Raw genomic sequence first — 13,868 nt, 5'->3', positions numbered from 1 at the left:
GTAAAACACATCTGACGAATGAGTCAGCAGAAACCGTAAGGTTAAATTGTAAAGATTGTAAATTCAGTGCGAATAGTAATATTTCGCAATTGTTACGAATACCTATTTACCCTATATTCCGCGGCCTCAAATCCTTGGGGAGGGGAATTCAAATGTCGCGTCAACAACCACAAGTACCGGTCAGTTCACCACGTCTGCTCGCATCCGCCATCGGCATGGCGATTACTGCCGGCTCTGCGGGCCACATGGTTTTCGCGGCGGAAAAAACCGACGAAAAAGCACCGGACAAAGTGATTTCGCTGGGCGCCACCGCCATCACCGGCGAAGCCCAGGACGAGACAACCTACAACGTAGAGAAAGCCTCCTCGCCCAAGTACACCGCGCCGCTGATCGACACGCCGCGCTCGGTAACCGTTGTTCCGCAACAGGTCCTGAAAGACACCGGCTCACTCAACTTGCAGGACGCGCTGCGCACCGTTCCGGGCATCACTTTCGGTGCCGGTGAGGGCGGTAACCCACAAGGCGACCGTCCGTTCATCCGCGGCTTCGACGCCCAGGGCGACACCTATCTGGACGGCGTGCGCGATACCGGCTCCCAGAGCCGTGAAATCTTCGCCGTTGAATCGATCGAAGTCAGCAAAGGCCCGAACTCCGCCATTGGCGGTCGTGGCGCTGCGGGCGGCAGCATCAACCTGGTCAGCAAGAAAGCTCACCTGGGCGACTCTCTCGACGGTGGTTTCACCTGGGGCTCCGACCAGACCCAGCGCTACACCTTCGACGGCAACTACCAGTTCACCGAAACCGCCGCCGGCCGTCTGAACCTGCTGAGCCACGAGAGCAACGTCGCCGGACGTGACAGCGTCAACTACGACCGTTGGGGTGTTGCACCGTCCCTGGCCTTCGGCCTGGGCACCGACACCCGCGTCAACCTCGACTACTACCATCTCGAAAGCAACGACCTGCCGGACTCGGGTATTCCGTACAGCATCCCGACCGGAGGCTCGGCGGCACGTACCAAGGCCAACCCGGACAAGCCCAATGACGGCGGCGACAGCAGCAATTTCTATGGCCTGACCGACCGCGACTTCCGCAAGACCCGCACCGACACCGCGACCTTCGCCATCGAGCATGACCTGAGCGACTCGCTGACCATCAAGAACACCCTGCGTCACGGCACCAGCATGCAGGATTACATCCTGACCCAGCCGGACGACAGTAAAGGCAACGTCAACAACGGTAGCGTCTGGCGCCGCGCGAACACCCGCGTGAGCAACACCGAGACCACCACCAACCAGACCGACCTGTTTGGTGATGTCTACATCGCCGGGTTCAAGAACAGCTTCTCCACCGGTGTCGAATACACCCACGAGGAAAGTGAAAAATCCTCGTACAACGTCAACACGGACACCACCCCGGGAACAGCCGCGGTGACCACCAACTGCTCGCCGGCCCTGATCGGCGCGCCAAGCGGTTACAACTGCACCTCGCTGTCCAACCCGAACCAGAATGATCCGTGGAACGGCGCCATCTCGCGCAACTATGCGGGCACCGACACCAAGGCCAACACCTACGCGCTGTATGTGTTCGACACCCTGACGTTGTCCGAGCAGTGGCTGGTGAACATGGGTTTGCGCTACGACCACTTCGACACCGAATACAAAACCTTCAACGGTTCCAGCGTGACTACGTCCAAGGGCGATGACACCAGCGAATTCGTTACCGGTCAGTTCGGTGTAGTGTACAAACCAGCCGAGAACGGCAGCATCTATGCGTCCTACGCGACGTCCGCCACGCCACCGGGCAACACCCTGGGTGAAGGTTCGGAAGGCAACCCTCTGGGCGGCACGCCGGATCGCAACGGCAACCTGCTGAAAAGCGACATGGAACCGGAAACCACCAAGAACTACGAAATCGGCACCAAGTGGGACCTGCTGAACGATCGTCTGTCCCTGACTGCCGATATCTTCCGCACCGAGAAAGACAACGCTCGTGTGCAGACCAATACCACCACGTTCGAAAACGTCGGCAAAACCCGCGTTCAAGGTATCGAACTGTCGGCCAGCGGCAAGCTCACCGACAAATGGCAAGTCTTCGCCGGCTACGCCTACATGGACAGCGAGCAAATCGATGGTGGTGACCTGCCGGCAAACAAAGCCAACAACGGCAACGAACTGCCTAACACGCCGAAAAACAGTGCCAGCCTGTGGACGACCTATCAGGTCACGCCGAAGCTGACCATCGGTGGCGGTGCGTTCTATGTCGATGACGTGTTCGGCAACGTAGCCAACACCACCATGGTTGATTCCTACGTTCGTTACGACGCAATGGCAGCCTACAAGCTGAGCAAAAACGTCGACCTGCAACTGAACGTGCAGAACCTGACCGACGAAACCTACTACGACAAGGCGTTCTCGACTCACTTCGCCAACCAGGCGGCCGGTCGTACCGCATTGCTGAGCACCAACTTCCACTTCTAACTGTAGGAGCAGCCGGTCGACGCTCGATTGCTCGCGAGAGACTCGAGAACGACGCGGTGAATCAGGTTTACCGCGCTATCGTTGACGACCATCGCCAGCAAGTTGGCTCCTACAGATATTGGCAGTGGGTCGGGCCCCGTTCATCCACATGAACGGGGCCTTTGTGCGTAAAAAAGAATGCTTCTCGACAACCCCACGGCATAATGCGCGCCGTGGTGAATCAATTTGAACGAACAAGGCGAGCGACGTGTTGAAGAAAACCCTGTTCCAGTTGCACTGGTTTTTCGGCATCAGCGCCGGGCTGGTCCTGGCCCTGATGGGCATCACCGGGGCGGTGGTGTCGTTTCAGGATGAAATCCTGAGTACATTCAACCCTTCTGTGTTGCAGGTCGAAAAACAGGTCGCCGGTGTGCTGCCACCCGCCGAACTGGTGGAGCGAATCGAAGCCGTGTCAGGCAAAAAAGTCTCGATGCTCACGGTGGAAACCGACAGCGGCAACGCCGCCAAAGTGTGGTTCACCCCGCCGCCGGGTGAACGCCGTGGTGAGATGCGCTACTTCGACCCGTACACCGCCGAGTTCCTCGGCGACGCCGCCGGCCAGGACTTCTTCGGCCTGATGCTGCAACTGCACCGCTTCCTCGCCATGGGCGACACAGGCCGGCAGATCACCGGCGCGTGCACGCTGATCCTGGTGTTCTTCTGCCTGTCCGGCCTGTACCTGCGCTGGCCTCGCCAATGGAAAAGCTGGCGCGCCTGGCTGACACTGGACTGGAAGAAAAAGGGCCGCAGCTTCAACTGGGATCTGCACTCGGTGGCCGGCACCTGGTGCCTGGTGTTTTACCTCATGGCAGCGCTGACCGGGTTGTCCTGGTCCTACGAGTGGTACAACAAGGGCCTGACCCGGTTGCTCTCCGACTCACCGCAGAGCGAACGCGTTCGCGGCGGACGTGGCCCTGCGCCGAGCGGTCCGGCACCGACGGCCGATTACGCGGCGATGTGGAGCAGCATCTACAGCGCAGCCGGTCCGCAACTCAGTTCCTATAACGTGCGCATGCCGCCCGTGGCCGGCCAGTCAGCGACCGTTTACTTCCTGCTGAAAACTTCGCCTCACGACCGCGCCCTGAACCAGATCACCCTCGACCCGGCCACCGGCGTGGTCAAACGGGTTGATCGCTACAGCGACAAGAGCCTCAAGGCGCAACTGCTGACCAGCATCTATGCGCTGCACGTCGGCAGTTACTTCGGCATCGTCGGGCGCATCATCCTGACCCTCACCGCGCTGACCATGCCGCTGTTCTTCGTCACCGGCTGGATGCTGTACCTGGATCGTCGGCGCAAAAAACGCCAGATCAAGGATGCGCGCAAAGATCTCGTGCAACCCGCCAGCGATGCGCCGGCGTGGCTGATCGGCTTCGCCAGCCAAAGTGGTTTTGCCGAACAGCTGGCATGGAAAACCGCCGGGCAATTGCAGGCCGCTGGCTTGCCCGTGAAAGTGCAGCCTTTGGCAGATGTCAGCGAGCAGGACTTGCATGAATCGAACAATGCCTTGTTCGTCGTCAGCACCTTCGGCGACGGCGAAGCACCGGACAGCGCTCGCGGTTTCGAACGCAAGGTACTGGGCCGGGCACCGAGCCTGGGACGCCTGAATTATGCCGTCCTTGGGTTGGGCGACCGGCAGTATCAACACTTCTGCGGTTTCGCCAAACGCCTGCACGCCTGGCTGGGCGAACATGGCGCAAAGACCCTGTTCGCCCCGGTGGAGGTCGACAGCGGTGACCCTTATGCCTTGCGTCACTGGCAGCAGCAACTGGGCCTGTTGACCGGACAGGCCCCCGTGGATACCTGGCAAGCGCCCAGCTACGACAACTGGACCCTGCTGCGTCGTGAACTGCTCAACCCGGACAGCAGTGGTTCGCCGGTGTACTTGTTGGGCCTCAAGCCTCCTTCCACCAGCAGCTGGCTGGCGGGCGACCTGGTGGAAGTGATGCCGCGCAATTGCCCTTGGGCCATCGAACATTTCCTCGACGGCCTGGGGATCCACGGTGAAACCAAGGTGCAACTCAACGGCCTGGAAGAAACCCTCGAACAGGCCCTGGCCAGCCGCCAGTTGCCGGAGAACCGCGCCCATCTGGTCGGGCTGCACGCCCAAGCGCTGGCAGAAGCCCTCGTGCCGTTGGCCATGCGCGAGTATTCCATTGCGTCGATCCCGGCCGATGGCGTACTGGAATTGATCGTGCGCCAGGAAGTGCATGCCGACGGCAACCTCGGCGTCGGCTCCGGCTGGTTGACCGAATACGCGCCGGTGGGCAGCTCCGTTAGCTTGCGCGTTCGGCGCAACAGTGGTTTCCATCTGCCGGCCCAACCGGTGCCGATGATCCTGCTGGGCAATGGCACGGGGCTGGCCGGGTTGCGCAGCCTGCTCAAGGCCCGGATTGCCAATGGTCAGCAACGTCACTGGCTGTTGTTTGGCGAGCGCCATCGCGAGCACGACTACCTGTGCCAAAAGGAGCTGGAGGAGTGGCTGATCAATGGTGATCTGGCGCGCCTCGACCTGGCGTTTTCCCGCGACCAGGCCGAAAAGATTTACGTACAGGATCGCCTGCGTGAATCGGCAGCCGAGCTCAAGAAGTGGCTGGCGGACGGTGCGGTGATCTACATCTGCGGCAGCCTTCAAGGCATGGCTTCATGTGTGGACCAGGTGCTCGACGAGGTGCTGGGCGCTGCCGAAGTGGAGCGCCTGATCGAACAGGGCCGCTACCGCCGCGACGTTTACTGATTCACTGAGTTCCCTGTAGGAGCGAGCTTGCTCGCGATGGTCGTTAACGATGACGCGTTCATACAGGATGAGCGCGTTATCCTCAGGTTCATCGCGAGCAAGCTCGCTCCTACAGGTACCCGGTGCCGGTCAAACTGGCTGCAACTTCTGCTCGAATACAGACACCCCATCCAGATCCCGCAACACCACGCTCAACTCCCCGCTCTGCCCATCGATATTCACCTCGCCAAAAAACTGAAACCCGGCAAACGGCGAGACGTTCTGCGCGGGTGGCGCCTTTTCGAACACCACTTCGGGGCCGAAGGTTTTGTCCAACTGGTTCGGTCCGAAACTGCCGGCATTCAATGGCCCGGCGACGAACTCCCAGAACGGTTCGAAATCCTGGAACGCCGCCCGATCCGGATGGTAATGATGGGCCGCGCAGTAATGCACATCCGCGGTCAGGAACAGGAAATTGCGCACCTGTTGCGCCCGCAGAAAACCGAGCAGTTCGGCGATCTCGAGTTCACGCCCCTGGGCTGGGCCGGGGTCACCGTTGGCCACCGCTTCCCAACGCGCGACACCGGGGCTGACCTCGCCGTCGGGCACGCCGAGGCCAATGGGCATGTCGGCAGCGATCACTTTCCATTGCGCGTTCGAGGCCTGCATTTCGCGCTTGAGCCAGTCCAGTTGCTCACGACCGAGGAAGGGTTTTTCAGCGCCCAGATTGTCATCGTTGGCCCCGCGATAGCTGCGCATGTCGAGCACAAAAACATCGAGCAGCGGCCCGTAACCAAGCTTGCGATAGATCCGCCCGCCGCCATCGCCACTCTGCAAACGCATCGGCGCGTATTCGAGCCAGGCCTGGCGTGCGCGGCCCACCAGGCTGTGGATATCTTTGTCCTGATAACGCGCATCCAGCTGCTTGCCCGGCGACCAGTTGTTCACCACTTCATGGTCGTCCCACTGCCAGATCTGCGGGACCTCGGCGTTGAAGCGACGGATGTTTTCGTCCATCAGGTTGTAGCGATAGTTGCCGCGATACTCATCGAGGGTTTCGGCGACTTTGCTCTTGGCCTCGGTGGTGATGTTGCGCCACACCCGGCCGCCTTCTGAGGCGAGCTGTGCCGGGATCGGGCTGTCGGCGTAAATGGTGTCGCCGCTGTGGATAAAAAAGTCTGGCAGACGCAGGCGCATGGCGTCGTAAATGCGCATACCACCAATGTCCGGGTTGATGCCGAAGCCCTGGCCGACGGTGTCGCCGCTCCAGACGAAACGGATGTCGCGCCGGGTTTGCGGCACGCTGCGCAAGTGACCGAACCAGGGCTCGCTGGCGACGCCGCTCTGGGCGTCTTCAAACTGCACGCGATAGAAAATCGCCTGGTCAGCGGGCAGCCCGGTGAGTTCGACCCGGGCAGTGAAATCGGTGCGCGCATCGGCCAGGGGCGAGACGAATCGCCGAGGGTTGGGAAACAGGCTGCGGGTGTCCCACTCCACCACCATCCGTGCGGGGCGGTCGCAGCGGCTCCAGATGATCGCCCGGTCGCCCAGCAGGTCGCCGGACTGCACGCCGTCGGTGAGTTGCGGCCGGTCCTTGACCGAAGCGATCACCGCCGGCGCCAGCCCCGGCAACAACAGCCCGGCGCCGACCGCTTGCATGACACGACGGCGCCCGAGGTTGAAATCGCTCATGGTGTTCTCCCTGAAAAAGGAAAAACTAAAGCATGGACCTATGACCCTGGCATGACACAGATCCCTTGTGGGAGCGGGCTTGCTCGCTCCCACAGGGGCAGGTGTCAGGCAGTGACGGGTTCTACCGCCAACTCCACCGTCTCCGGCCGTTTCACCAGCGCATACACCACCGCCGTCAACAGGCTCCCCGCCACAATCGCCAACAAATAAAGCAGCGCATGGTTGATCGCATTCGGGATCGCCAACACGAACAACCCACCGTGGGGCGCCATCAATTTACAGCCGAAATACATCGACAGTGCACCGGTCAGCGCACCGCCGGCGATGCTCGCCGGAATCACCCGCAACGGGTCTTTCGCCGCAAACGGAATCGCCCCTTCGGAGATGAAGCACAGTCCCAGCACCAGCGCTGCTTTACCGGCCTCGCGTTCGGTCTGGGCGAACTTGCGTCGGGCAATGAACGTGGCGATGCCCAGGCCGATCGGCGGCACCATGCCGGCGGCCATGGTCGCCGCCATCGGCGCGTAACTCTGCGACGCTAGCAAGCCCACCGAAAACGCATAGGCCGCCTTGTTGATCGGCCCACCGAGGTCGACGCACATCATGCCGCCCAGCAGCACCCCAAGCAGAATCGCGTTGGTGGTGCCCATGCTGTCGAGGAAATGCGTAAGCCCGGCAAGCATCCCGGCGACCGGTTTGCCGACCACGTAGATCATCACCAGACCGGTGAACAGACTCGCCAGCAACGGGATGATCAGGATCGGCTTCAGCGCCTCAAGGCTTTGCGGCAACCGCGCATAACGGTTGATCGCCCTGGCCGCATAACCGGCAAGGAAACCGGCGATGATCCCGCCGATGAAACCGGCGCCCAAGGTGCTCGCCAGCAGTCCGCCGATCATCCCCGGCGCGAGGCCCGGACGGTCGGCGATGGAATAGGCGATATAGCCTGCCAGCAGCGGCACCATCAGCTTGAATGCGCTGTCGCCACCGATCTGCATCAATGCCGCCGCCAGAGTGCCCTCTTCCTTGAACGCGGTGATACCGAACACGAACGACAAGGCGATCATCAAGCCACCGGCCACCACCATCGGCAACATGAACGACACGCCGGTCAGCAGGTGTTTATAGACGCCCGTCTTCTCCTGCTTGGCCGTTGTCTTGGCAGCGCTCGATGCGCTTTCCTGCTGGCCTTCGGCCAAGGCCTTTTTCAAGGTCGCTTCGGCTTGCTTGAGGGCAATGCCGGTGCCACAGCGATAGATTTTCTTGCCGGCGAAACGCTCGGTGGCGACTTCGATATCGGCCGCCAGCAGCACCACATCGGCCTCGGCAATGGCTTGCGCGCTCAATGGATTGCGCGCGCCGACCGAGCCCTGGGTTTCCACTTGCAAGTCATAGCCCAGGCGCTTGGCCGCTTGCTGCAAGGCTTCGGCAGCCATGAACGTGTGGGCTACGCCTGTCGGGCACGCGGTGACGGCCACCAGTCGCGGCGTGTTCTGGACAACCGCCACCGGTTCGACGACGGCCTCTTCGGCGGCGTAAACCTGAGCGTCCTGCGCTCCACGCCGCAGCACGGCTTCCACGTCTTGCAGGGCCTGGGCCGGGGTACTCTGGAACAGCCGCTTGCCGACAAACCGCGACATGTCCACGGGCGCGCTGGTCACCAGCAACACCCACTCGGCCGCGTCGAGGGTAGCCGCCGACAGCTGCTTTTCGGGATGCGCGACATCGGTGACTTCGACACTGGTGCTCCAGCCCTGACGCTGGGCCGCGGCATCGAGCAGCCGGGCACACAGCACACTGGTGACCATGCCGTTCGGGCAGGCCGTAACGATGGCTAACTTCATGACAAACCCTCTTATTGTTCTGTCAGGGGACGCACGCGCACACCCTGTTCAAGCTGCGCCAGTTGCGCTGCGTCGCCAATGCCGAAACCGATCTGGGTCACTGCCATCGCGGCAATCGCCGTGGCGGTGCGCAAGGTCTGCTCCGGCGTATCGGCACTTAGCAAACCGTGGAGTATCCCCGCCAGCAACGAATCACCTGCGCCCACCGTGCTGGCGACGCTGACCTTGGGTGGCGTGGCATGCAGCGCCGAGCCGACGCTGAACCAGTTCACACCCTCGGCACCATGGGAAATCACCACATGCTCGATGCCTTGGGCGTGCAATCGCTCCGCCGCTGTGGCCTGGGCGCTGACCGACACGACCTCGCAGCCCAGCACCTCGGCCAGCTCTTCAGTGTTGGGCTTGATCAGCCATGGTCCGGCTTTCAGCGCTGCACGCAACGCCTCGCCGCTGGTGTCGAGGGCTACGTTCAGACCCAGGTTCTTCAAGCGCAAGATCAACGCCTGCAACCATTGCGCACTGACGCCCAACGGCAAGCTTCCGGCGACCACCACCACATCGTGCCCCGGGGCAATCTGCTCCAGTCGATCCATCAAGGCCTGCTGCGCCGCTTCGCTGACCTGCGGCCCCGGCCCGTTGATGTCGGTGATGCGGCCGTCGCTTTCCGCCAGTTTGATATTGCTGCGGGTCTCGCCCGGAACACGGATGAAGGCATCGACAAAACCGCGCTTGGCGAACAATGTTTCGAACGCTTGCAGGTTGTCTTCGCCAAGAAAGCCACTGACGGTCAACTGATGCCCGAGGTCCGCCAGCACTTGCGCCACGTTCACGCCTTTGCCGGCGGCGTGGGTGTGCATCACATCGCTGCGGTTGACCTGGCCGGCTTCAAGGCGCGGCAACTGGACGGTCAGGTCCAGCGCCGGGTTGAGGGTCAGGGTGAGAATCCGGGCCATTACAGGGCCTCCACTAATGCGCGCACTTCATTGGCGCTGCCCACGGCCAGGGCCTGGCGGGCAAGGGTTTGAGTCTGAGTGAAGCCCAGTTCGCGAATCCGCGCCTTGACTTCGGCAATGCTGCGCGCCCCGACGCTGAGCTCATCCACCCCGAGGCCGACCAGCACCGGCACCGCCAGCGGGTCGGCCGCCAGCTCACCGCACACACCGACCCATTTGCCGTGGGCATGGGCCGCGCGCACAGTGATGTCGATCAGTTGCAGCACCGCCGGATGCAAGCCATCGGCCTGGGCCGACAGCGTCGGATGGCCACGGTCGATGGCCAGGGTGTATTGGGTCAGGTCATTGGTACCGACGCTGAAAAAGTCGACCTCTTTGGCCAGCACCGGCGCCAGCAATGCCGCCGACGGCACTTCGATCATGATCCCCAGCTGCAGATCGGCGACCGGGATTTCCTGGCGCAGGCGTTCGGTCATGTCACGGGCCTGGCGCCACTCGTCGACGCTGCCCACCATCGGGAACATGATCCGCAGCGGCCGGTTGTCGGCAGCCCGCAGCAAGGCGCGCAGTTGCGCTTCCATGATCTGCGGGCGCTGCAAGGTCAGGCGAATGCCGCGCACGCCGAGGAAGGGGTTTTCTTCCTTCGCAATCGGCCAGTACGGCAGCGGTTTGTCGCCACCGACATCGAGGGTACGCACCACCAACGGCCGCCCGGCCAGACCGTCGAGGACGCGGCGGTACTCGATTTCCTGGGTCGCTTCGTCGGGCGCCTGTGGGTGGGCCATGAAAATCAGTTCGGTGCGCAACAGGCCAACGCCTTCGGCGCCCTGCTCGACCGCGCCGGTCACACCAGCGCTTTCACCAATGTTGGCGAACACTTCGACGGCGTGGCCATCGGTGGTCAGAGCTGGTTGATGGCGCCGCTCCGCAGCCGCCTTTAAGCGTTGCTCGCGGGTATCGCGTTCGGCCGTGGCGCGTTGCAAGGTCGCCGCGTCAGCGTCCACATGCAGGCGACCCCGCTGGCCATCGAGCAGCAACGGCGTGCCCGGCGCCAGCAGCAACACGCCAGGGCCGGCGCCGACCAGGGCCGGAATGCCCAGGGCCCGGGCGACAATCGCACTGTGCGCCGTAGCGCCACCCCGGGCGGTGAGAATCCCCGCCACGCGAGCCGGATCGAGACGCGCGACGTCGGACGGGCCGACCTCGTCCATCACCAGAATGTACGGTTGGTCCGGTTCGCTCGGGGTTTCGATGCCGCTGAGCTGCATCAACACCCGACGTCCGATGTCGCGCAAGTCGGCCGCTCGCTCGGCGAGCAAGGCATCCTGCAACGCTTCCTGCTGCCGGGCCGCCGCTTCAATCACCGCCATCCACGCCGCCTCGGCGCTTTCGCCCTGCTTGAGGCGCGTATCGACCTCATCGGTCAGTTCCGGGTCGTCGAGCATCTCCTGGTGGGTGATGAAGATTTCGCGGATGGCTTTGCTCTTGCTGCGCTCGATCAGGCCCTGGATGTCACGGCGTACCTGCGCCAGGGCTTGCTGGAGACGCTCACGCTCGATGCCGGCGGACTCGCCGCGCAACGGGTAATCGATGGTTTTCAGCACTTGAATATGCGCCGGGCCGATGGCGATCCCTGGAGCCGCGGCAATCGCCTGAACCACGCTGCCTGACACCGGGGCGAGGATCACTTCGGCCATATCGGCAACGACTTCGCGCGCCTGGCTTACCGGCGGCAGCGGTTCGACTTCCTCACCGAGGCCTTCTTCGATGGCGGCCAACAAGGCCGGCAACGCATCCGCCGCGATGTCCGGTTCGGCGATGATTTCCAGGATCTGCCCACGACGGGCGCCGAGGCTGAGCAACTTGCTCAAGCTCTTTACCGACACCGCGCTGTCGTGGCCATCGACGATGCGCACGCGGATGTCACCGTCAAAACTCTTTGCCAGTTGCGCGAGGATTTTCGCCGGCCGTGCATGCAAACCGTGGGCGTTGGCCAATGCAATTCGCGCGCTGGGCCAGTCGGCGGGCACTTCGCCACCGAGCACTTCGAGGACTTTGCGGCTGCTGGTGGCGCGCCCCAATTCATGACCACGCCCTTCGATCAACAACGCGCACAGGCGTTCGAGCAGGGCTTGATGGGCCTCACCGAGGCTGGCCAGGCAGAACAGTCCATTGAGCGGCTGGCCGAGATAGCGCAGCGGTCTGTCCGGGGTGACGAAGGCCAGGCCTGGACGCTTCACCGTCTGCTCGCTGTGCAGCCACCACAGGCCATCGCCCAGGGGCAGCGCTTCAACCTGCTGCAGCACGGCGGAGAAACCGTTGCTCACGCAGTCGGCCTGCCGCAACAGACGTGCGCCGCGCCAGACCAACTCTTCGAAATCTTCGGCCGCCACACCGAGGCCGATCATCTGCGCATCCAGTGCCAGCTCCTGCGGCGCGCCTTGCAGCAACTTTAGCAAGGCTTCGGCGGAACCGGCGCGACGCAGGGCCTGGCCCAGGTCAGTCTCGCCGAGAGCGCGGGTGAGCAACTGCAACAGGCGCAGGTGTTCATCGGATTTGGCGGCGATACCGATCGCCAGGTAAACGATATGACCATCGCCCCAGTCCACGCCATCAGGAAACTGCATCAAACGCACGCCGGTGGTAAACACCAGGTCGCGGGTTTCGGGCGTACCGTGGGGGATGGCAATACCTTGACCGAGAAAGGTCGAGCCCTGGGCTTCCCGCGCCTGCAAACCGGCGAGATAACCCTCGGCAACCAGGCCGTCGGCGACCAGGTGCCGGGCCAGCAATTGCAGCGCTGCGGACTTATCCACAGCCGACTGGCCCATGGAAATCTGCTCTACAGTGAGCTCGAGCATGCTTTCTCCTTTTTGGCGCCTTGGGGCACCAGGTATTGTTTTGAATGAGTCAGCTTAGGCGCTTGGTCATCGCTTTTGGCGGTTTCATGGCAGAACCGGCCAAAGGCGCATAAAACGTAGAAAATACGCTTGCTGAAACGTTTAATCTAGATCAGTTGGCACGTTACTCGATATTGGCCCATCCTTGAAGTCCAACTTGTCGGATACGTTGCGACAATGGTCGCCTGCCTTAATCGGTTAGGATTGACGAAAATGTCGAGGCAATCTCGAAAAAACAAGGAAACAGCGGGTTGAAACTCAGTGATATCGCCCAGTTGGCCGGTGTGTCCGTCACCACCGCCAGCTATGTCATCAATGGCAAGGCCGAACAACAGCGCATCAGCAGCGCTACCGTCGAACGCGTGCGCGCGGTCGTCGAACTGCATGGCTTCACGCCTAACCCACAGGCCGCCGGTTTGCGCAGCCGACACACCCGCACATTGGGGTTCATTCTGCCGGATCTGGAAAACCCCAGTTACGCGCGAATCGCCAAATTGCTGGAGCAAGGTGCGCGGGCCCGGGGTTATCAGTTGCTGATCGCCAGTTCCGACGATGCACCGGACAGTGAACGGCAATTGCTGCAACTGTTCCGCGCCCGGCGCTGCGACGCACTGATCGTTGCCAGTTGCCTGCCGGCCGGCGACGACAGCTATCGCCAATTGCAGGCCAAGGGCATTCCGATCATTGCCATCGACCGGGTCATGGAACCCGAGCATTTCTGTTCGGTGATCAGTGACGACCGCGAAGCCAGCCTGCAACTGACCCGCAGCCTGCTCAATCCCTTGCCCAAACAGATCGCGCTGATCGGCGCCCGCCCGGAACTGAGCATCAGCCAGGAACGTTGCGCCGGCTTCAAAGAGGCGCTCGCCGGGTTCAACGGTGAGGTGCTGATCGAAGAAGGTGAGTCCTTCAGTCGCGAGTGTGGCAAACAATTGATGGAAGAGTTGCTGCAGCGCCTGGGCCATTTGCCCGAAGCCCTGGTGACCACATCCTACGTGCTGCTTCAGGGCGTGTTCGATGCGCTGCACGACTTCCCGCTGAAAAACCGCCCGCTACGCCTCGGCACGTTCGGCGACACCCAGTTGCTGGACTTCCTGCCGCTGCCGGTCAACGCCATGGCCCAGCAACACCAGTTGATCGCCGACAAGGCCCTCGCGCTGGCCCTGGCAGCCATCGAGCAGTCGGATTACCGGCCCGGCGTGCAAGCCATCGCGCGCACGTTCAAGCAGCGTATTCGCCAGGACTGA

7 protein-coding genes are annotated in these 13,868 nt (G+C 62.3%); 3 read left to right on the top strand and 4 right to left on the bottom strand.

Annotation, left to right across the window (positions count from 1 at the left end):
• The first annotated feature begins 152 nt into the window (after positions 1 to 152).
• Entirely contained in the window at positions 153 to 2,477 is a 2,325-nt protein-coding gene (locus AC3ITY_RS03860) for a TonB-dependent receptor (protein ID WP_489307704.1), read from the top strand.
• Positions 2,478 to 2,724: 247 nt separating this feature from the next.
• Complete coding sequence (locus tag AC3ITY_RS03855; RefSeq protein WP_489307703.1) at positions 2,725 to 5,253, top strand: PepSY domain-containing protein; 2,529 nt, start codon at positions 2,725 to 2,727, stop codon at positions 5,251 to 5,253.
• Between the two features lie 129 nt (positions 5,254 to 5,382).
• Here AC3ITY_RS03855 and AC3ITY_RS03850 read toward each other — a convergent pair whose 3' ends face one another.
• The 4 genes from AC3ITY_RS03850 to ptsP form a co-directional block, all read right to left on the bottom strand.
• Positions 5,383 to 6,924 (bottom strand): alkaline phosphatase D family protein, encoded by a 1,542-nt coding sequence (locus AC3ITY_RS03850; protein ID WP_489307702.1) that lies wholly within the window; start codon positions 6,922 to 6,924, stop codon positions 5,383 to 5,385.
• A 104-nt stretch (positions 6,925 to 7,028) separates the two neighbouring features.
• The gene (locus AC3ITY_RS03845) at positions 7,029 to 8,768 is read right to left on the bottom strand and encodes a PTS fructose-like transporter subunit IIB (protein ID WP_489307700.1); all 1,740 of its coding nucleotides are present in this window, start codon (positions 8,766 to 8,768) and stop codon (positions 7,029 to 7,031) included.
• An 11-nt stretch (positions 8,769 to 8,779) separates the two neighbouring features.
• Positions 8,780 to 9,721 (bottom strand): 1-phosphofructokinase, encoded by a 942-nt coding sequence (gene pfkB / locus AC3ITY_RS03840; protein ID WP_489307699.1) that lies wholly within the window; start codon positions 9,719 to 9,721, stop codon positions 8,780 to 8,782.
• Positions 9,721 to 12,582, bottom strand: coding sequence for a phosphoenolpyruvate--protein phosphotransferase (gene ptsP, locus AC3ITY_RS03835; protein WP_489307697.1), 2,862 nt, complete (start codon positions 12,580 to 12,582; stop codon positions 9,721 to 9,723). The genes pfkB and ptsP overlap by 1 nt, the downstream gene beginning before the upstream one ends.
• A 290-nt stretch (positions 12,583 to 12,872) precedes the next feature.
• On the opposite strand from ptsP, the gene cra reads away from it, so the two are divergent.
• Positions 12,873 to 13,868, top strand: coding sequence for a catabolite repressor/activator (gene cra, locus AC3ITY_RS03830; protein WP_489307695.1), 996 nt, complete (start codon positions 12,873 to 12,875; stop codon positions 13,866 to 13,868).

Source organism: Pseudomonas sp. GL_091 (assembly GCF_057837725.1).
The sequence above is the reverse complement of the archived record's forward strand: the minus strand, read 5'-3'. Positions and strand labels throughout refer to the sequence as shown.

Excerpts from the sequence above, each read along its gene's own strand:
- AC3ITY_RS03845 (WP_489307700.1), bottom strand. The coding sequence starts at position 8,768 with ATGAAGTTAGCCATCGTTACGGCCTGCCCGAACGGCATGGTCACCAGT.
- pfkB (WP_489307699.1), bottom strand. The coding sequence starts at position 9,721 with ATGGCCCGGATTCTCACCCTGACCCTCAACCCGGCGCTGGACCTGACC.
- ptsP (WP_489307697.1), bottom strand. The coding sequence starts at position 12,582 with ATGCTCGAGCTCACTGTAGAGCAGATTTCCATGGGCCAGTCGGCTGTG.
- AC3ITY_RS03850 (WP_489307702.1), bottom strand. The coding sequence starts at position 6,924 with ATGAGCGATTTCAACCTCGGGCGCCGTCGTGTCATGCAAGCGGTCGGC.
- AC3ITY_RS03860 (WP_489307704.1), top strand. The coding sequence starts at position 153 with ATGTCGCGTCAACAACCACAAGTACCGGTCAGTTCACCACGTCTGCTC.